The organism is Microbulbifer sp. MCCC 1A16149 (genome assembly GCF_050368945.1).
GTDB lineage: Bacteria > Pseudomonadota > Gammaproteobacteria > Pseudomonadales > Cellvibrionaceae > Microbulbifer.
In genome coordinates, this window is sequence record NZ_CP185959.1 from 3,723,393 (window position 1) to 3,742,566 (window position 19,174).

Consider the following 19,174-nt stretch of genomic DNA (forward strand, 5'->3'; position numbering starts at 1 on the left):
AAACAATTTGGTTATTTTCCGGTGGCGATGGCCACGGCGCGGAACAGTGCCCGCGCCTTGTTCATGGTTTCATCCCACTCGGATTGCGGATCGGAATCCGCCACCAGGCCGGCACCGGCCTGTACATAAACTTTCTCGTCCTTGATGACCGCCGTGCGAATGGCAATCGCGGTATCCATATTCCCGTTCCACGCCAGATAGCCCACGGCACCGCCATAGACACCGCGCTTTTCCGGCTCCAGCTCGTCGATGATTTCCATCGCGCGAATTTTCGGCGCACCGGACAAGGTGCCCGCCGGGTGCGCCGCGCGCAGGGCGTCGATAGCGGTAAATTCCGGGCGGATCCTGCCGGTTACATTGGACACGATGTGCATCACGTGGGAGTACCGCTCCACCACCATTTTATCGGTCACGCGGACACTGCCGGTTTCCGCCACCCGGCCCACATCATTGCGGCCCAGGTCGATCAGCATCAGGTGTTCGGCCACCTCTTTGGGGTCGGCCAGAAGATCTTTTTCCAGTGCCTGGTCCTGTTCCTCGGTGGCGCCGCGACGGCGCGTGCCGGCAATCGGGCGTACGGTCATATCGCCGTCTTCCAGGTGCACAAGAATCTCCGGACTGGACCCCACTACCTGGTGGTCACCGAGATCGAGGAAGTACATGTAGGGAGACGGGTTGAGGCTGCGCAGGGCGCGGTAGAGGTTGAGCGGCGGTACGGTAAACGGCGCGGACAGGCGCTGCGAGGGCACCACCTGCATCACGTCACCGGCGAGGATGTAATCCTTGACCTTGTGCACGCCCTGCTTGAATGCCTCCTCGCCGAAATGGGAGGTGAATTCCTCCTCCGCGGTGTGGTCGCCGTCGATTCCCAGGGGTTCTACCGCGGCGAGCGGCTGCGACAACTGCCCTACCAGTTCGTCCAGACGGCGCTGGGCCGCGGCAAACGCATCTTCCTGCTCCGGGTCGGCGTGCACGATAAAAATTACCGCACCGGCGAGGTTGTCGAATACCACCACTTCGTCGCTGACCATCAACAGGATATCCGGATTGCCGAGGGTATCCGGTGGGCAGCTGTGGGCCAGCTTGGGTTCGATATAGCGTACACAGTCGTAACCGAAGTAGCCCACGAGACCGCCATTAAATCGCGGCAGGCCTTCGATTTCCGGCACTTTGTAGCGCCCCTGGAATTCCTCGACGAAGGCCAGGGGATCCTCAACCTCGGCCTGCTCGACAATCTTGCCATCGCGCTCGACCGTTACCTCATGACCGGTCACCCTCAAGACGGTGCGCGCGGGCAACCCGATAATGGAGTAGCGCCCCCACTTTTCCCCGCCCTGTACCGATTCAAACAGGTAGCTGTAGCGGCCACCGTCGCGGGCGGCGAGCTTCATGTAGGTGGTGAGCGGGGTTTCGATATCTGCCAGTACGCGGCGGACGACCGGTATGCGGTTGTATCCTGCAGACGCAAGCTGGGTGTATTCGCTGGGGGTCATGGCGACTCCGGGTCTATGCAATGCTTAATTTTTTGTAATGGGGCCTGGATTTCGCTTCTGTTGTGGAATCCTACCCGCGGGAAAGGCGCCCGGAAGACCATTTGGCCTGCAGGCTTAGCGGATCAGTGGCGCCATCGCCAGCTGTTATTGAGGTGGGCAGTGCAGTTCAATGTCACTTTCTCGCAGCGTTGGGGTCGCAGCGTCGAGTTGCTTCCCTGTATTCCGGCGAGCAAGTTTACAAATGTCTTGTGGGGTGGGCAAGCGCCGGTATTCCGGCGCTGTCCGTGCTAGCCGTGGGGCTCAGGCCTGCGCCAGCTCCGTGCGCATGGCCTTGATGACTTCCGCGTAGTCGTCCTGGTTGAAGATGGCAGAGCCGGCAACAAAGCTGTCAGCGCCGGCCTGGGCGATTTCACGGATGTTGTCGCGGGTGACGCCACCGTCAATTTCCAGGCGAATATCGCAGCCGGAGTCGTCGATCAGCTCGCGTGCTTCGCGGAGCTTGTCGAGGGTGGCGGGGATGAATTTCTGGCCGCCGAAGCCGGGGTTCACAGACATGAGCAGGATCATGTCGAGCTTGTCCATGACGTATTTGGCGGCGTCGAGGCTGCTGGCCGGGTTGAATACGAGGCCGGCTTTACAGCCCAGGGATTGGATCAGCTGCAGGGAGCGGTCGACGTGCTTGCTGGCTTCCGGGTGGAAGGTGATGTAGCTGGCGCCGGCATCGGCGAACATACGGATCATGTCGTCGACGGGTTCGACCATGAGGTGCACGTCGATAGGGGCTTCCACGCCGTGGTTGCGCAGGGCTTTGCAGACCATGGGGCCGATGGTGAGGTTGGGAACGTAGTGGTTGTCCATCACGTCGAAATGCACCCAGTCGGCGCCAGCGGCGAGGACGTTGTCGACTTCTTCACCCAGGCGGGCGAAGTCGGCGGAGAGGATGGAGGGTGCAATTTTGTAGTCCGGCATTTTCTCGTCTCAGTGCTTGGAGGTTTTTTGCCCCGGAGCTTTGTTTGGGCCCGGTGGCGGCCGGACACCGGGTGGAGCTTTTCGGGACCGCTGTAAACCCATCCCTGGGCGCTTCGGCGCAAACATCCTGTTTGCGACGATCCCGAAAAGCTCCACCCGGCACCCGACCTTCAGTTTGTGCTTTTTCGCTTCGTTAGCGTTTTGGCTATTCCGACGTCAATCTCTCTTCCAGCTTTCTCAGCCTCTCCGGTGTCCCCACATCACACCAATCTCCCTCGTACACTTCCGCCTGCATCAAATCTTCGTTGTGGGCGAAAACCTCGCCGAGGCCGTAGCGCTCGCGGGTATGGGGATAGGCGGTGAGGATTTCCGGGCGCAAATAACTGATACCGGCAAAGGTATAGCGCGGTTTGGTGGTGCCGGAGAGCAACCCGTTGTCGATGCCGAAATCCCCCTCGGGATTGTGCGGCGGATTGGGCACCATCAGCAGGCGACCGGGACAACCCTCTGGCAGGGGAGTACTGACCCACCGGGAGAGGTCGAAGTCACACCAGACGTCGCCGTTGACCACCAGGAACGGGGCGTCGCCCAGCAGCGGCAGGGCTCTGGTGATGCCACCCGCAGTCTCCAGGGGCTCGTCTTCCGGTGAGTACTGGATATCGAGGCCCCAGCGATCGCCCTTGCCCAGATGTTCGCGAATCTGATCGCCGCGATAGGCAAGGTTGATCACCACATGTTTGATGCCGGCAGCGACGAGCCGCTCGAGGGCGTATTCGATCAGCGGTTTGTCCAGCACCGGGATCATCGGTTTGGGCATGCGATCGGTGAGCGGGCGCATGCGCTTACCGAATCCGGCGGCGAGCACCATGGCGGCGGGGACGTTGTTTTGTCTGGCAGTCATCTTCGCGCTTATTCGGGGAGTTCGGTTTCCACCGCCTGCCGTTCGCCGGCGGTGAGATAGTCGCGGTACCAGTCCTGCTGCTCGATCAATGGCAGGATTTCTTCGCGAAACCAGTTCGCGAAGGGCTGCAATTCGGCGTATTTGTCACACACTTCAAGAGTGTAACGGATCACCAGCGGCAGATCCGGCAGGTAGCCGTGTTTGCCATCACGCAGGTAAAGGCGCGGGAACAGGCCAAGTACTTTGAAGTGCCGCTGCAGGCCCATCCAGTCGAACCAGCGCAAGAAGGTTTCCGGAGCCACCGGCGGGATGACGCCAGCATCGACCGCCGATGAGGCGTAGGCGAGGGCCCAGTTTTCCACCTGGTCCTGTGGCCAGCGGATGTAACAGTCCCGCAACAGGGATGCCAGGTCGTAAGTGACCGGCCCCCACACGGCATCTTGGAAATCCACCACCCCCGGGCGCTCACCGTCGCGAATCATCAGGTTGCGGCTGTGATAGTCGCGGTGCACCAACACCTGCGGCTGGGCGCTGGCACTGTCCAGCAGGAGGGCGAAGGTACGCTCCAGCAGCTGGTTCTCCGCGTCACTCAGCTCCCGCTTCAGCAACTTGCCGATCAACCACTCCGGCAGCAGGCGCATTTCCATGTGCAGGAGTTCGCGATTGTAGGGAGGGAACAGGCCTTCGGCGCGCGTGATCTGCTGCAGGCCGAGCAGCTCGTTCATCACTTCTGCATACAGGCCGGACACGCTGTCGGCATTCAGCTCGCGTAACAACTGGGTGTCCCCGAGATCTTCGAGCAGCATGTAGCCCTGCTCTATATCCGCGGCGATCACCAGCGGGGTGTGGATACCGTTGCGACGCAGGTAGTCCGCCAGGGCGACAAAGCGCTTCACATTGGTTTTTTCCGGCGGGGAATCCACTGCGATCAGTGTCGGGCTGGTATCGGTGCGGAAATAACGGCGAAAGCCGGCGTCGCCGGAGAGCGGCAACAGGTGCAGACTATTCTCCAGCGGCGGCACTTGCAGTGCGTCGTGCCCGGATTGCAGGGCGCGCGCGGCCCACAAGCGCAATTGTTCGCGGCGCTCATCCGGGGCCTGGGTTACACATTCATTCATCCGCCACCTGTATACATCTTTACTATTTTCGACAGGCGTTGGGCCCGCCCGGTGCTCCGGCCGCCTAAAAACTGCGCATTGTAACTGCGCTGGCGCGACGGATCACCCGCTATTGTTTCCATGGGTACGGCCATTCAAGTAGAATCGACCGCTGATTTTTGCGCACCAGCCTTGTCGGCATCGTCACATTTTGCGGACTTCACCGCAGATTCTGTCTCACTGGCTGGAGTTCCCTGCAAACTCGGGAAGCGCAACCGCGCACTGACCGCGCAATCTCGCCAACGGAACAGACTCTAAAGATAGCTGGAACCAATCACTCGATGCTGGAAGCTTCCCGCTGGCGCCGCCTTGCGCTAGCCATTGGACAATTATCACGCCCGCGCTCCCTCGCTTTCGGCCTGCTCGCTGCCCAACCCCTGTGGTGTTCGGCAGCGGCAGTCGCAGAAGAGACCGCTGCGCCCCAGGCCACCCCGGACTCTGGCAGCGTACAGCAGGACAACGCCTACCTGTATCTGGACTGGTTTCCCAGATCCCAGCTGGATCCGGCCTCCCGCAGCACGCTGGCACCGATTTGTGGCGGTGCGTTTATCGAACCGCAGCGCTTCTACCCCAATTCGGACCAGTTACCGGAAGACGCCCCGCTGCGTGCTACCGCCGACAGCTCAAACTGGCTGGAGGACGGTACCGCCCAGCTGCGCGGCAATGTGCACATCACCCAGGGCTACCGCCAACTGTTTGCCGACGAGGTGAACGTCAACCGCGCAGAGAGCACCGCCTACCTGAGCGGCGCCATCGAAATGCGCGAGCCCAGTCTGCTGGTGCGCGGCAAGGCCGCGGAGGTCCACACCGACAGCAAGGCCGCTTCCATCGAAGACGCCACTTATGTGGTTCACGATGAGTTTGTGCACGGTTCGGCCCGCTTTGCTTCCCGCGAAGCCAGCGGGGAGCTGATTCTGACCCAAGGCAACTACACCCGCTGTGAACCGGACGACGTTTTCTGGCGAATGGTTGGCGGCGAAATCTCCATCGACAGCGTTGAGCGCCAGGGTACCGCGCGCAATGTGCGCCTGGAAATCGCAGATATCCCGGTGTTCTATTTCCCCTACCTGCGCTTTCCCGTGGGCGACGAGCGCATGTCCGGGCTGCTGTTTCCCGCCATCAGTAACAGCGAGGAAAATGGCTGGGATATCGCCATCCCCTACTACTGGAACATAGCCCCGCAGCTAGACGCCACCATCGTGCCGCGCTACGTGCAGTACCGCGGCACCGGCCTGGAGCTAGAGACCCGCCACCTGAGCAGCAAGTTCAATACCGAGTTGCGCATGGCCGGCCTGCCCAATGACAAGGGCGGCAACGATGAAGACGCCCGTCGCCTGATCAACGAGGGCTTTCCGGAAGACCTGGTGTTGCCGGCCAAGGGCGAGAATCGCTGGTACCTGAACCTGGATCAGGCCGGCGGCGACGGCGGCCTGTGGCGCACCCGCATCGACTACACCAAGGTCAGCGACCCGGACTATTTCCGCGACCTCGACAACGCCGACGTGCAGTCGCCCAAAAATGTCAGCTCGAGTGCCCTTACCAGCCTGAGCCAGTCGGCCCAAGCGAGCCTGACCAGCGAGCATTGGAACGCCAGTGTCCGCGCCCAGGAGTACCAGCAGCTGGTCAAGGACCGCTACGATACGTTCAGCCAGTTGCCGCGGGTGAATGTGAACGGCAACTACAAGTGGGGCGACTGGCAGCTGCTGATGGACCACGAGATCACCAGCTTCGATCACGCGGACACCCAAACCATCCGCTTTATCGATAATGTGGACGACCCCGATAGCGTCGTCGAACGCACCCGTAACTTTATCAACGCGAAACGCACTCGCGTGGATTACAGCTTCGGCTGGGACAAGCAGTGGCTGTGGGGCTTCTTCAACCCGGAGATCACCGGAATCTACCTGGGCTATGAACTGGCGGACACTTTCCTCGCGGATCCTGCGATGGACACTCCGGAAACCTCCGCCGGCCAGATCACCATCGACAGCGGCCTGTTCTTCGAGCGCAACGGCAACCTGTTCGAGCGAGAGTATGTGCAGACACTGGAACCGCGCCTGTTCCTGATGGGCAGCAGCGAAGCGGACCAGACCGATTTCCTGTCCGTCAGCGATATCCGCGGCACCGACCCCAAGAGCAACAACCTGCTCTACGATACATCGCTGTTCACCTTCAGTTATGACCAGCTGTTCCGCAGCAGCCGCTTCAACGGCAACGACCGTATCGACGACGCCGATCGCGCCGCCATCGGCCTGACCACCCGCTTTGTGGATCCGCGCAGCGGTCGCGACCTGTTCGCCGCCAGCGCCGGACAGATTTTCTATTCCCAGGCCAGCCGCATTGAACTGGCCCAATTTATCGAAGATGTGCCGCGCTCCGAGTTTGCCGCGCGCCTGGAGAGCCGGCCAACCGACTCCCTGCGTATCAGCAGCGAGGTCATCTACCACGACACCGACCACACCATCAATCGCGGCAACTTCACCCTGCGCTATCTGGACGACGACTTCCGCCTGTTCAACGTGGGCTACCGCTACCTGCGCAAGGAAGAGGTTTTCGACGCCACCAACACCTTCCTGATCCGCGGCCCCGTCCGGCAGGCAGACGTTTCCACTGCCTGGCCGATCAATGACCGGCTTTCCATCCTTGCCAGGGCCAACTACGATTTCACCTTTGACAGGGAACTGGAGTACCTTGCCGGACTCGAATATGACACCTGCTGTTACCGCACGCGTGTGCTGTGGCGGCGCGAGCTGGATAACGACCTGGCAGATGTGGTGCCCCCGGAAGAGCTGAAATACGACGAAGGCATCTATATTGAATTGCAATTGAAGGGACTGGCCGGCCTCGGCGGCTCGGTCACCCGTATGCTCAGCCAGGGCATTGCCAACTTTGAACAGAGAGAAGTACTGAAACAGTGATGACAATAATGCAGATGTTCACCTCCTCCCGCCGCGGACTGCTGACCCTGGCAGCCCTGTGCGCCCTCGCCCTCCCCGCGGTCGCGCAGGTGCAGAAACTCGACCGGGTTGTGGCCGTGGTGGACGACGATGTCGTTATGGCCAGTGAGCTGCAGCAGCGTCTGAATACCATCGCCCAGCAAATCGCCGCCCAGAACGTACAGGCGCCGCCGATCGATGTACTGCGCCGTCAGGTGCTGGAACAGCTGATTGTCGAACGCCTGCAGCTGCAGATGGGATCCCGCGCGGGTGTCACCATCTCCGAGGAAGAGCTGGACCAGGCCATTGCCCGGGTGCAGCAGAATATGGGCGCGTCACCGGAAGAGTTTCAGCGCAAACTGGAAGCCGACGGCATCTCCAACAACGCCTTCCGCCAACAGATTCGCCAGGAACTGATCATCCGCCGGGTCGAACAGGGCAGCGTGAGCCGCCGTATCCAGATTACCGATCAGGACATCAACAACTTCCTGCGCTCCAAAGAGGGCGAGTTCTGGAAATCCCCCCAGTACCAGCTGGGACATATCCTGATTGCGGTCAACTCCAGCGCGCCCGCCGAAGAAGTGACACAGGCCCGCGCCAAGGCCGAATCCATCTATGAAAAATCCAACGCCGGCGAAGACTTCCGCGCCCTGGCGATTTCCAACTCCGCGGGCCAGAACGCCCTGCAGGGCGGCGACCTGGGCTGGCGTAAAACCGTAGAATTGCCCACCCTGTTTGCCGATGCGCTGGAAGGCCTGGGTGTGGGCGACACCACCAAGCCATTCCGCAGTGATGCCGGCTTCCACCTGCTCAAGATCCACGAGCAGCGCGGCGCCACCGAGCAGGTGGTGGAGCAGACCAAGGTGCGTCATATCCTGGTCAAGACCTCCGCCATCCGCGATGACGATGCCGCCTACAAACTGCTGATGGACCTGCGGGAAAAAATTGCCGCCGGCGACCTGAAGTTTGAAGACGCGGCCAAGGACAACTCAGAAGACATCGGCACCATGTTGCAGGGTGGTGATCTGGGCTGGTCCAACCCCGGCCAGTTCGTACCCGAATTTACCCAAGCCATGAACAACACCCCAGTGGGTGAACTGAGCATGCCATTCCGCAGCCAGTTTGGCTGGCACCTGCTGCAGGTAGAAGGCCGTCGCCAACAGGACATGACCGACCAGTACATCCGCAATCAGGCGGCCAACCTGCTGCGCAATCGCCGCTATGAGGAAGAACTGCAGAACTGGCGCCAGGAAATCCGCGATCAGGCCTATGTGGAAATCAAGCTGCCGGAGCTGAAAGAGTCCGGCGAGAACCAGACTGAAGGTGAGGGCGAAAGCCAGTAACCGGATGATCCCGCGTATCGCATTTACTCCCGGCGAGCCCGCCGGAATCGGCCCGGAGCTGGCAGTCAAACTCGCCAGTTCCGGGCGCACTCCCGACATTGCAGGCACACAGATCGTCGCTATTGCCGATCCGGAGCTGCTGCTGCAGGAAGCCGCCCGCCAGGGCAAATCCCTGCAGCTATTACCGTTCGAGCCAATCGAACCCGCCACCGCCACTCCCGAGGGCGCCCTGCATATCCTGCCGGTATCCCTCGCCGCGCCTGCCAGTCCCGGGCGACTCGACGCCGCCAACGGCCCCTACGTACTGGAAACCCTGCGCCGGGCTGCCGAAGGCTGTACAGACCGCACCTTCGATGCCGTGGTGACGGGACCGGTACACAAAGGCGTGATCAATGACTCCGGGGTGCCGTTCAGCGGCCATACCGAATTCTTCGCGGAACAGGCGGGTGTGGAAAAAGTAGTGATGATGCTGGCCGCAGATGATCTGCGGGTAGCCCTGGCTACCACGCATATCCCGCTGAAAGATGTCAGCCAGGCAATCAACGGGGAGTCCCTGCAGCAGGTCCTCACCATTCTGCACCGCAGCCTGCAGCAGCAGTTCCGGATCGAGCGCCCGCGTATCGGCGTCTGCGGGCTCAACCCCCACGCGGGGGAAGGCGGCCATCTCGGGCGAGAGGAAATAGAGGTCATTGAGCCGGCACTGGATACCCTGCGTGCCCTGGGTCTCGAGCTGATCGGCCCCCTGCCCGCCGACACCCTGTTTACCCCACCACAACTGGCGCGCTGTGATGCGGTACTTGCGATGTACCACGATCAGGGCCTGCCGGTGTTAAAATTCAAGGGATTCGGGCGCGCCATCAATATCACCCTGGGACTGCCGTTTATTCGCACCTCCGTGGATCACGGCACCGCACTCAATATTGCCGGTACGGGAATTGCCGATACTGGCAGCCTCAACGCCGCCCTGAGCCAGGCCGTCGAGCTGGTACGACTGCGCGCCATTTGATTTTTGCGGCGCGCTGCAACCTATTACCCACACGAAAAGTTTCATGGACAATTTTTTCCAACACAAAGCGCGCAAGCGTTTCGGCCAGAATTTTCTCGTCGATGAGAACATCATCGAGCGCATTGTGCGCGCCATCGGCCCCAAGGATACCGACAAGCTGGTGGAGATCGGCCCTGGCCAGGGCGCAATCACCGCGCTGCTGCTGGACAAGTGCCCATCACTGACCGCTGTCGAACTGGACCGCGACCTGATCCCGATGCTGGAATTCAAATTCCGCGACTATCCGGATTTCACCATCATCGAGAAAGACGCACTGAAATTTGATTTTGGCAGTCTCGCCGAGGGAGAGGGTGATCAGCTGCGCATTGTGGGTAACCTGCCCTACAACATCTCGACGCCCCTGCTGTTCCACCTGCTGAGTTTTCGCGGCAAGATTCAGGACATGCATTTCATGCTGCAGAAGGAAGTGGTGGACCGCCTGAGCGCGGTGCCCGGCGTAAAATCTTTTGGCCGCCTGAGTGTCATGGCGCAGTACTACTGTCGGGTGCAGGGCCTGTTCCCTGTACCGCCGCAGTCCTTCCGCCCCGCACCCAAAGTGGACTCGGCCATTGTGCGCCTGGTACCCCACCAGACACTGCCGCACCCGGCACAAGATGAGCAGCTGTTGGAGCGTATCGTCAGCGTCGCCTTCCAGCAGCGCCGAAAAACCCTGCGCAATGCATTAAAGCCCCTGTTCCCGAACCTCGATCCGGAGCAGCTACCGGTGGACACCAGCCGCCGCCCGGAAACACTAAGCGTGAAAGAGTATGTGGAACTGGCCAACTACTGCAGCCAGATGACACCGCCAGAGTCTGCGACAGAATAACCGGGGAAAGCTTTTGGCCACCTACGCAATTGGCGACATCCAGGGTTGCCTGGAACCGCTTCAGAGACTACTGAAGAAAGTCCGCTTCAACGCCGACAAGGACAAGCTGTGGCTGGCCGGAGATATGGTGCACCGCGGTCCGGATAGTCTCGGCACCCTGCGCTTCCTGTACGAGCACCGCAGCCAGGTCACCGCAGTGCTCGGCAACCACGACCTGCACTTGCTCGCCATCGCCCACGGCGCCAAACGCCTGACCGATAAGGAATACGATCTGGCCGAAGTCCTGCGAGCCAAAGACGCAGATAAATTGCTCGGCTGGCTCCAGAAACAGCCGCTGATGGTGCACAAGAAAGTAAACGATAAATACTTTTCCATGGTGCATGCGGGCATCCCACCCATGTGGAGCATGAGCAAGGCACTGGAGCTGGCGGGAGAGGTACATCGGACCCTGCAGGATCCGGCCATGGCGGAGGCCTACTTCTTTGGCATGTACGGCAACGAACCGCACCTGTGGAGCGACCATCTGATCGGTCTGGAACGTCTGCGCTCCATCACCAATTACTTCACCCGCATGCGTTTCTGCAAGGAAGACGGCACCCTGGATCTGGTCACCAAACAGGGACCACTGGCCGCACACCATGACTACAAGCCGTGGTTCAGCTACAAAAACCGCAAAACCAAAAACGACCGGGTTATTTTCGGGCACTGGGCGGCCCTGGAAGGCGAGGCCAACACAAAGAATGTTTATGCGCTGGACACGGGTTGTGTGTGGGGTGGATATCTCACCGCCATGCGGCTGGAGGACGAAGCTTTTTTCTGCGCGGACTGCACAATTTAATCAAAAACCCATTCACTGCTGGCAAACGGCGACATACCGCCTGCCAGACTTATCTACTCAGTGGGTACTTACAAGACTCCCAGATAAAGAACCAAAACCGCTGCAGCAAGGTTGTTACCCAAGTGCAGCAACATCGGCAGCAATACCGAACCACTCTTTTCCCGCGCAAAACCCAAAATCAATGCGAGAGTGAATACAAAGCTCAGCTGAGCCAAGCTGTACTGCCCCCAGTGCAGCAGGGTGAACAACACAGAAGTCAGCAGCAGGGTACCGCTGAAGCCGAGCCGGGTATGGCGCCAGGCGCGGAACAGATAGCCGCGGAACACCAGTTCTTCCAATAGTGGCGCGGCAAATACGAGCACCAGCGCCAGTAGCAGGTGCTTGCTACCCGCCAGCATTTCCATGAACTCGCCCTGCTCGATATTGAACACGCGAGCTGCGGTAGTCTCCACGGCCAGAAATACCGCCAGTACACCCAGCCACGGCATGACCTGCTTCATTGAGAATGACTGAATACCCAGTGTCTGAGCCGCTGTCTGGCCGTTAAAACGGGATACCAGCAGCAGCACCGGCAGTATCAATACAAACTGGGCAAGGTACATGCCCGCCATGGCGCCCGGCTGGGTAACGTGCTCAGCTATCTGCGCCTGCACAGCCACCGGATCAACCACTTCACCCTGGGCGCCCAGTTGCGCGCCGAGGTAACCACCGTAGCCCGCTATGTAAAAAAACACCCCGAGCACGTGTAACAGGGCAAACACAACCAACCAGCCGGTCGCGCGCCAGGGGTTCGGCTGGATGTTCGTCGCAGCAGTGGCCTGACCCACCTCTCCCCCCGTTGATTCTTCAGTAGCTATTTCCATACTCAATATCCTTGTTTTATTGTGAGTTATCGTTTCGCGCCCGATGATTAAGTGAATTCTCTCGGAGATCAATAGTTCTGCGGTTACACGACATTACACGCCCCCTTTCAGCTGCGGGCGGATTTCACGCACAAAAAAACGGGCCTTGTGGCCCGTTTCTCTAACTGCGTTCAATACCCGGCGATCACTTCACATAGCCATTCGGGTTCTGTGATTGCCAGCGCCAGGTATCTTCCACCATCCGCTGCAGGTCCAGCTCGGTTTTCCAGCCCAGCTCCTGTTCGGCATAATTGGGGTCGGCATAACATTCGGCGATATCACCGGGACGACGGGGAACTATCTTGTAGGGAATTTCCCGGCCCGCCGCATCGGCAAACGCGCGCACGATTTCCAACACAGAGCTGCCGCGACCGGTGCCCAGGTTGTAGGTGTAACAGCCGGTTTCGGTTTCTGCTTTTTGCAGCTTGTTGAGCGCTGCCAAATGGCCGCGGGCCAGATCCACCACGTGGATGTAGTCGCGCACGCCGGTACCATCGGGCGTCGGGTAATCATCACCGAACACCTGCAGGCGGGGCAGACGCCCCACCGCAACCTGCGCCACATAGGGCAAGAGGTTATTGGGAATGCCCGCAGGGTCTTCGCCTATGGTGCCGCTCTCGTGGGCACCGATGGGGTTGAAGTAGCGCAACAGGCTGACCTTCCACTGATTGCCGGGTGCTTTGCACAGGTCCTGCAGGATCTCCTCAACCATCAATTTGCTGGCGCCGTAGGGGTTGGTGGCGCCGGTGGGGAAGTCTTCGCGGATGGGAACCGATTCCGGATCGCCGTAAACGGTGGCGGAAGAACTGAAGATCAGCTGGTGAACCCCGAACTCCGCCATTACCTCACAAAGGGTCAGGGTGCCGGCAACATTGTTCTGGTAATAACGCAAAGGAAGGGAAACGGATTCGCCAACGGCCTTTAGGCCAGCAAAGTGGATTACGGCAGACACGCTGTGCTGGCGAAAAACTTCCCGCAGAGCGTCGGCATCCTTGATATCCACACGGTGGAAGGGAACCGATTTTCCGGTAATGGCTTCGACCCGCTGCAGAGCCTCCTCGCTGCTGTTGCACAGGTTGTCTACCACCACGGGCTCGTAGCCCGCCTGCAGCAACTCGACACAGGTGTGGCTTCCAATATAGCCGGCGCCACCGGTTACCAGAACTTTCATGATCTTCCTTTGTTGTCCGTTTGTCTGTCGCGAAATGCATGCCAGGCGCAGTGATCGTCGCCCATCCCAGCAGGCCACATCACTTTACAACATATTTTACGCCGCGAACCAGCTTCGCAAAAATGGCGCCCCTCTCAACCCATCTTGTGCGGTTTACCCCTTTGAACCCGGAGCGCTGACTATCCTGAAAGTGCGGGACCTGATAGCAGGCCCCCTGTTGCGACAGCAGCATCGTCGCGCAATCCAATAGGTAATAAAGATAGCGTTCTCGCGCGTCAGCGCTCTTCAGCATTCGTTGCGAGATGTATTCGCGGTCATCACTACGCTGCAGCGCAGTAGGTACTCCACGGCAGGAGGCCGGTTACTGACGCGGTACGCTACAGGGAGTCGTACACCATGTCGATATTCAATCACTACCTGGAACGCTACGAGTCGATTCAGGAGGAAGAACTCACTATCCAGGAGTACCTGGAGCTGTGCAAAAACGACCGCAGCGCCTATGCCTCTCCCGCAGAGCGCATGCTAATGGCGATCGGTGAAGCCGAGCTGGTCGACACTTCCCGCGACCCCCGACTCTCGCGTATTTTTTCCAACAAGGTCATCAAGCGCTACAAGGCATTTGCCGAGTTCTATGGCATGGAAGATGCCATCGAGCAGATCGTGTCCTTTTTCCGGCACGCGGCCCAGGGCCTGGAAGAGAAGAAACAGATTCTGTACCTACTCGGCCCGGTAGGCGGCGGCAAGTCCTCGCTGGCGGAGCGTCTAAAGGCCATGATGGAGCAGATCCCCATCTATGCCATCAAGGGCTCGCCGGTGTTTGAGTCTCCACTGGCCCTGTTTTCCCCTTCCGAAGACGGCCAGATTCTGGAAGAGGATTACGGCATTCCGCGCCGCTACGTAAATACCATCATGTCGCCTTGGGCAGTGAAGCGCCTGCACGAGTACAAGGGCGACATCAGCAAATTCAAGGTCGTAAAGATCCGTCCGTCGATTCTCGATCAGGTGGCCATCGCCAAAACCGAGCCCGGCGACGAAAACAACCAGGATATTTCTTCGCTTGTGGGCAAGGTGGATATCCGCAAGCTGGAAGACTTCCCGCAAAATGATCCGGATGCCTATAGCTTCTCCGGCAGCCTGTGTCGCTCCAACCAGGGCCTGATGGAATTTGTGGAAATGTTCAAGGCGCCGATCAAGGTGCTGCACCCACTGCTGACGGCCACCCAGGAAGGCAACTACAACAGCACCGAAGGACTGGGGGCAATTCCATTCAACGGTGTGATCCTGGCGCACTCCAACGAGTCCGAATGGCAGTCTTTCCGCAACAACCGCAACAATGAGGCATTCCTAGACCGCATCTATATCGTGAAGGTGCCCTACTGTCTGCGGGTGAAGGAAGAAATCAAGATTTACGACAAACTCCTGGAACACAGCTCGCTGTCAAAAGCACCCTGTGCACCGGACACCCTGCGCATGCTGGCGCAGTTCTCGGTGCTTTCACGCATCAAAAATCCGGACAATTCCAGTGTGTTTTCGAAGATGCGGGTGTACGACGGGGAAAACCTGAAAGACACAGACCCTAAAGCAAAAACCATCCAGGAATACCGCGACAACGCCGGTGTAGACGAGGGCATGAATGGCCTCTCCACGCGCTTCGCGTTCAAAATTCTGTCCAAGGTATTCAACTTCGATGCCACGGAAGTAGCGGCCAACCCGGTACACCTGCTGTATGTACTGGAACAACAGATAGAGCAGGAGCAGTTCCCACCGGAATTGCATGAAAACTATCTGGGCTTTATCAAGGAATACCTGGCGCCGCGCTACGTCGACTTTATCGGCAAGGAAATCCAGACCGCGTATCTCGAGTCCTACGCAGAGTATGGCCAGAACCTGTTCGACCGCTATGTGACCTATGCCGATTTCTGGATTCAGGATCAGGAATACCGCGATCCGGAAACCGGCGAGATTCTCGACCGCGCAGCGCTGAACGAGGAACTGGAAAAAACCGAGAAACCTGCGGGCATTTCCAATCCAAAAGATTTCCGCAACGAGATCGTCAACTTCGTTCTGCGCGCCCGTGCCGGCAATCAGGGCAAAAACCCGGATTGGAGATCTTACGAGAAGCTGCGCGCGGTTATCGAGAAGAAAATGTTCTCCAATACCGAGGATCTGCTGCCGGTAATCTCGTTCAACACCAAGGCCTCTGCGGACGACAAGAAGAAGCACGCCGACTTCGTCGCCCGCATGGTCGAACGCGGTTACACCGAGAAGCAGGTACGACTGCTTTCCGAATGGTATCTGCGGGTGCGGAAGTCTCAGTAAGAGGCGACGGGTTAGTGTCTTTAAGTCCTACGGTGGCGGCCCTGCCACCGGTAGTGCTCTTCGAGACACGCCGTGAACCCATCCATGGGGGCTTGTCGAAAAGGTCCCTCTTTTCGACAGTCTCGAAGAGCACTACCGGTGCCAGGGCCTACAGCTCAACTTCTGGACTTCGCACTGAAAGGGTTGAGGAAGATTGCCGGACGTTATGCGAAAGCGCTGCTGCTGGGGGCAGTTTGTGAGACTGTCCGTCGGAGGGACCCGACGGACAAGCCCCCAGGGATGGGTTTACGGCGTGTCTCACAAACTGCCCCCAGCAGCAGCGCTGCCACCGAACAAGCAAGTGGCACTGCAGCGCACCGCAACATAAGGCAGTAAAGTAATGAGTTACATCATCGACCGCCGTCTCAACGGCAAGAAGAAAAGCACCGTCAATCGCCAGCGTTTTTTGCGGCGCTACAAGTCACATATCAAGAAAGCCGTCGGCGAAGCCATGAACAGCCGATCCATCACCGATATGGGTACCGGCGAAAAAATCAGCATTCCCACCCGCGATCTCAATGAGCCCACCTTTTCCAATGGCCGAGGCGGTCATATGGAGCAGGTATTGCCCGGCAACAAGGAGTTCATTACCGGCGACCGCATTCCCCGCCCCGGTCAGGGGCAAGGCCAGGGTAGCGGCGGCAGCGGGGCCAGCGACAGTGGCGAGGGGATGGACGAATTTGTTTTCCAGATTTCCCAAGAGGAATTTCTCGACTTCATGTTCGAAGGGTTAGAGCTGCCGAACATGGTCAAACGCAAGCTGGCCGGTAATGACTCTTTCCATGTCGTCCGCGCCGGTATCTGTAATGAAGGCACACCCGGCAGACTCAATGTCGTGCGCTCCATGCGCGCTGCCAACGCCCGTCGGATTGCACTCAGCGGCGGCAAGCGGCGCAACCTCAAGTTACTGCAACAGGAACTCGATCTAGAAGAAAGCAAGGATGCTGCGCTGCGCGACCAGCGCCGCGTAGATCAGTTGCGCCTCGAGATTGAAGACCTGCGCAGCCGCATCAAACGCATCCCGTTCCTCGACGACTTCGATCTCAAATACAACCTGCTGGTGAAGCAGCCGCGCCCTAGCTCCAAGGCGGTGATGTTCTGCCTGATGGATGTATCCGGCTCCATGAACCAGGCCACCAAGGATATGGCCAAACGGTTTTTCCTGCTGCTGTACCTGTTCCTGCAGCGCAGTTACGAGTACACCGAAGTGGTCTTTATCCGTCACCACACCAGCGCCAAAGAAGTGGATGAGCAGGAATTTTTCTACTCGCGTGAAACCGGCGGCACCATCGTGTCCAGTGCACTGAAAATGATGCGCGACATCATGGCCGAGCGCTATCCCGCGAGCGAATGGAATATTTACGGTGCACAGGCCTCCGATGGCGACAACTGGAACGACGACTCCAGTACCTGCCACAAAATCCTGATCGACGACATCATGCCCCACGTACAGTATTACTCCTACGTGGAAATCACCCCCAGAGACCACCAGGCCCTGTGGGATGAATACCGGAGTGTCGAGCAACTGTTTCCCGAACACTTCGCCATGGAGCAGATTATCGATGTAGGTGACATCTACCCGGTATTCCGCCAGTTATTTACCCAGAAGGTTGCAGCCTGATGCTAGATACAGCGATCACTAACAAGCAGCCCATCTCCACCACTTCCGAGTGGACTTTCGAGCTCATTCAGGAGTACGACCGGGAAATCGCGCTGCTGGCCAAGGAATTTGGTCTCGACACCTATCCCAACCAGATAGAAATCATCAGCTCCGAACAGATGATGGATGCCTACTCATCGGTGGGTATGCCGGTGGGCTATAACCACTGGTCTTTCGGCAAACAATTCATCAGTGTGGAGAATAACTACCAGCGCGGACGCATGGGGCTGGCATACGAGATTGTGATCAACTCCAATCCGTGTATCGCGTACCTGATGGAAGAGAACACCATGACCATGCAGGCGCTGGTCATCGCCCACGCCAGTTACGGTCACAACTCTTTCTTCAAGGGTAACTACCTGTTCCGCACCTGGACCGACGCCAGCAGTATCATCGACTACCTGCTGTTTGCGAAAAACTACATCACCCGCTGCGAGGAGCGCCACGGCGTGGATGAAGTGGAAGCGCTGCTGGATAGCTGCCACGCGCTGATGAACTACGGGGTGGATCGCTACAAGCGCCCCTATCCCATTTCCGCCCACGAAGAGGAACGCCGTCAGAAGGAGCGCGAGGAATATCGCCAGCGCCAGCTAAACGACCTGTGGCGAACCATTCCCAAACTGGGCGGAGCGGAAGAGAACGCGCAACCGCACCGCTTCCCGGAAGAGCCGCAGGAAAATATTCTCTACTTTATTGAAAAAAATGCACCGCTACTGGAAAACTGGCAGCGGGAGCTGGTGCGCATCGTACGCAAACTGGCGCAGTACTTTTACCCACAGCGCCAGACCCAAGTCATGAATGAAGGCTGGGCCACCTTCTGGCACTACACACTGCTGAACGAACTGCACGCGCGCGGCAAGGTGACCGACGGCTTCATGATGGAGTTCCTCACCAGCCACACCAGCGTGATTTACCAGCCGCCCTATGACAGCCCCTACTACAACGGCATCAATCCCTACGCGCTGGGCTTCAGCATCTTTACCGATCTGCGCAGAATCTGTGAAAACCCAACGGACGAAGACCGTGCGTGGTTCCCGGATATTGCCGGCAGTAACTGGAAAGAGACCCTGCAATTCGCCATGCGGGATTTCAAAGACGAAAGTTTCATCCTGCAGTTTCTGTCACCCAAGGTGATGCGGGATATGAAATTGTTCTGTATTTCCGACGACGACCGCGAAAAGGAAATTGAAGTGGGAGCCATTCACAACGAAGAGGGCTACCGGGAATTGAGGGCAAAGCTGGCAGGGCAATACAACCTGGGCAACCGCGAGCCGAATATCCAGGTCTACTCCGTGGACACTCGCGGCGACCGCTCCATTACCCTGCACCATACCCAGCACCAGCGTCGGCCGCTGGGCAAGGACACCACTGAGGTACTGAAACACCTGCATCGTCTGTGGGGGTTTGACGTGCACCTGCACAGCCTCAATGGCGATGAGATTACCGAGAGCTACCACTGCCCGGAAAAGGGCAGAGACAGATCGGAAGAAGAGGAATCCATGCTGGTACCCAAGCCGATCTGATGATCGGCGACCGGCAACAGGGGGGCAATCCCCTCGTACCCGAGGCGATGCC

Annotated in this window: 14 protein-coding genes; 8 read left to right on the forward strand and 6 right to left on the reverse strand. The window is 58.8% G+C overall.

Annotation, left to right across the window (positions count from 1 at the left end; all coding sequences use genetic code 11):
• Positions 1–11 precede the first annotated feature (11 nt).
• The 4 genes from trpE to ACONT6_RS15430 form a co-directional block, all read right to left on the reverse strand.
• Positions 12–1,493 carry an anthranilate synthase component I gene (trpE, locus tag ACONT6_RS15415; RefSeq protein ID WP_428819318.1) on the reverse strand — a complete coding sequence of 494 codons (1,482 nt, stop codon included), beginning with the start codon at positions 1,491–1,493 and terminating at the stop codon, positions 12–14.
• Between the two features lie 300 nt (positions 1,494–1,793).
• On the reverse strand, positions 1,794–2,462 hold the full coding sequence (rpe, locus tag ACONT6_RS15420) for a ribulose-phosphate 3-epimerase (protein WP_428819319.1): 669 nt from the start codon (positions 2,460–2,462) through the stop codon (positions 1,794–1,796).
• Positions 2,463–2,667: 205 nt separating this feature from the next.
• Entirely contained in the window at positions 2,668–3,363 is a 696-nt protein-coding gene (gene murU, locus ACONT6_RS15425) for an N-acetylmuramate alpha-1-phosphate uridylyltransferase MurU (RefSeq protein WP_428819320.1), read from the reverse strand.
• Positions 3,364–3,371: 8 nt separating this feature from the next.
• Positions 3,372–4,481, reverse strand: a complete 1,110-nt coding sequence (locus tag ACONT6_RS15430) for an aminoglycoside phosphotransferase family protein (protein ID WP_428819321.1) — start codon at positions 4,479–4,481, stop codon at positions 3,372–3,374.
• Between the two features lie 320 nt (positions 4,482–4,801).
• Between ACONT6_RS15430 and ACONT6_RS15435 the strand changes: the two genes are divergently transcribed.
• Genes ACONT6_RS15435 through ACONT6_RS15455 form a run of 5 tightly spaced genes read left to right on the forward strand, consistent with a single transcriptional unit; the run spans position 4,802 to position 11,508 of the window.
• A complete protein-coding gene (locus ACONT6_RS15435) occupies positions 4,802–7,438 on the forward strand; it encodes an LPS-assembly protein LptD (protein WP_428819322.1) in 2,637 nt (878 codons plus the stop codon).
• Positions 7,438–8,799, forward strand: coding sequence for a peptidylprolyl isomerase (locus tag ACONT6_RS15440; protein ID WP_428819323.1), 1,362 nt, complete (start codon positions 7,438–7,440; stop codon positions 8,797–8,799). The genes ACONT6_RS15435 and ACONT6_RS15440 overlap by 1 nt, the downstream gene beginning before the upstream one ends.
• A 4-nt stretch (positions 8,800–8,803) precedes the next feature.
• Complete coding sequence (gene pdxA / locus ACONT6_RS15445) at positions 8,804–9,805, forward strand: 4-hydroxythreonine-4-phosphate dehydrogenase PdxA (RefSeq protein ID WP_428819324.1); 1,002 nt, start codon at positions 8,804–8,806, stop codon at positions 9,803–9,805.
• 43 nt (positions 9,806–9,848) lie between these two features.
• Positions 9,849–10,670: a 16S rRNA (adenine(1518)-N(6)/adenine(1519)-N(6))-dimethyltransferase RsmA gene (gene rsmA / locus ACONT6_RS15450; RefSeq protein WP_428819325.1), complete on the forward strand. Its 822-nt coding sequence runs from the start codon at positions 9,849–9,851 to the stop codon at positions 10,668–10,670.
• A gap of 13 nt (positions 10,671–10,683) precedes the next feature.
• Complete coding sequence (locus tag ACONT6_RS15455; protein ID WP_428819326.1) at positions 10,684–11,508, forward strand: symmetrical bis(5'-nucleosyl)-tetraphosphatase; 825 nt, start codon at positions 10,684–10,686, stop codon at positions 11,506–11,508.
• A 68-nt stretch (positions 11,509–11,576) separates the two neighbouring features.
• Here ACONT6_RS15455 and ACONT6_RS15460 read toward each other — a convergent pair whose 3' ends face one another.
• Positions 11,577–12,371 carry a lysostaphin resistance A-like protein gene (locus ACONT6_RS15460; protein ID WP_428819327.1) on the reverse strand — a complete coding sequence of 265 codons (795 nt, stop codon included), beginning with the start codon at positions 12,369–12,371 and terminating at the stop codon, positions 11,577–11,579.
• Between the two features lie 184 nt (positions 12,372–12,555).
• Positions 12,556–13,581, reverse strand: a complete 1,026-nt coding sequence (gene galE / locus ACONT6_RS15465; RefSeq protein WP_428819328.1) for a UDP-glucose 4-epimerase GalE — start codon at positions 13,579–13,581, stop codon at positions 12,556–12,558.
• A 396-nt stretch (positions 13,582–13,977) separates the two neighbouring features.
• On the opposite strand from galE, the gene ACONT6_RS15470 reads away from it, so the two are divergent.
• The 3 genes from ACONT6_RS15470 (at position 13,978) to ACONT6_RS15480 (ending at position 19,122) form a co-directional block, all read left to right on the forward strand.
• Complete coding sequence (locus ACONT6_RS15470; RefSeq protein WP_181255157.1) at positions 13,978–15,900, forward strand: PrkA family serine protein kinase; 1,923 nt, start codon at positions 13,978–13,980, stop codon at positions 15,898–15,900.
• 379 nt (positions 15,901–16,279) lie between these two features.
• Complete coding sequence (locus tag ACONT6_RS15475) at positions 16,280–17,560, forward strand: YeaH/YhbH family protein (protein WP_428819329.1); 1,281 nt, start codon at positions 16,280–16,282, stop codon at positions 17,558–17,560.
• Complete coding sequence (locus ACONT6_RS15480) at positions 17,560–19,122, forward strand: SpoVR family protein (RefSeq protein ID WP_428819330.1); 1,563 nt, start codon at positions 17,560–17,562, stop codon at positions 19,120–19,122. The genes ACONT6_RS15475 and ACONT6_RS15480 overlap by 1 nt, the downstream gene beginning before the upstream one ends.
• Positions 19,123–19,174 lie beyond the last annotated feature (52 nt).

Bases quoted from the DNA above. Each gene is read 5' to 3' on its own strand.
- ACONT6_RS15435 (WP_428819322.1), top strand. From the start codon at position 4,802: ATGCTGGAAGCTTCCCGCTGGCGCCGCCTTGCGCTAGCCATTGGACAA.
- ACONT6_RS15470 (WP_181255157.1), top strand. From the start codon at position 13,978: ATGTCGATATTCAATCACTACCTGGAACGCTACGAGTCGATTCAGGAG.
- ACONT6_RS15475 (WP_428819329.1), top strand. From the start codon at position 16,280: ATGAGTTACATCATCGACCGCCGTCTCAACGGCAAGAAGAAAAGCACC.
- rsmA (WP_428819325.1), top strand. From the start codon at position 9,849: ATGGACAATTTTTTCCAACACAAAGCGCGCAAGCGTTTCGGCCAGAAT.
- rpe (WP_428819319.1), bottom strand. From the start codon at position 2,462: ATGCCGGACTACAAAATTGCACCCTCCATCCTCTCCGCCGACTTCGCC.
- ACONT6_RS15440 (WP_428819323.1), top strand. From the start codon at position 7,438: ATGACAATAATGCAGATGTTCACCTCCTCCCGCCGCGGACTGCTGACC.
- ACONT6_RS15430 (WP_428819321.1), bottom strand. From the start codon at position 4,481: ATGAATGAATGTGTAACCCAGGCCCCGGATGAGCGCCGCGAACAATTG.
- galE (WP_428819328.1), bottom strand. From the start codon at position 13,581: ATGAAAGTTCTGGTAACCGGTGGCGCCGGCTATATTGGAAGCCACACC.
- ACONT6_RS15480 (WP_428819330.1), top strand. From the start codon at position 17,560: ATGCTAGATACAGCGATCACTAACAAGCAGCCCATCTCCACCACTTCC.
- ACONT6_RS15460 (WP_428819327.1), bottom strand. From the start codon at position 12,371: ATGGAAATAGCTACTGAAGAATCAACGGGGGGAGAGGTGGGTCAGGCC.
- pdxA (WP_428819324.1), top strand. From the start codon at position 8,804: ATGATCCCGCGTATCGCATTTACTCCCGGCGAGCCCGCCGGAATCGGC.
- trpE (WP_428819318.1), bottom strand. From the start codon at position 1,493: ATGACCCCCAGCGAATACACCCAGCTTGCGTCTGCAGGATACAACCGC.
- murU (WP_428819320.1), bottom strand. From the start codon at position 3,363: ATGACTGCCAGACAAAACAACGTCCCCGCCGCCATGGTGCTCGCCGCC.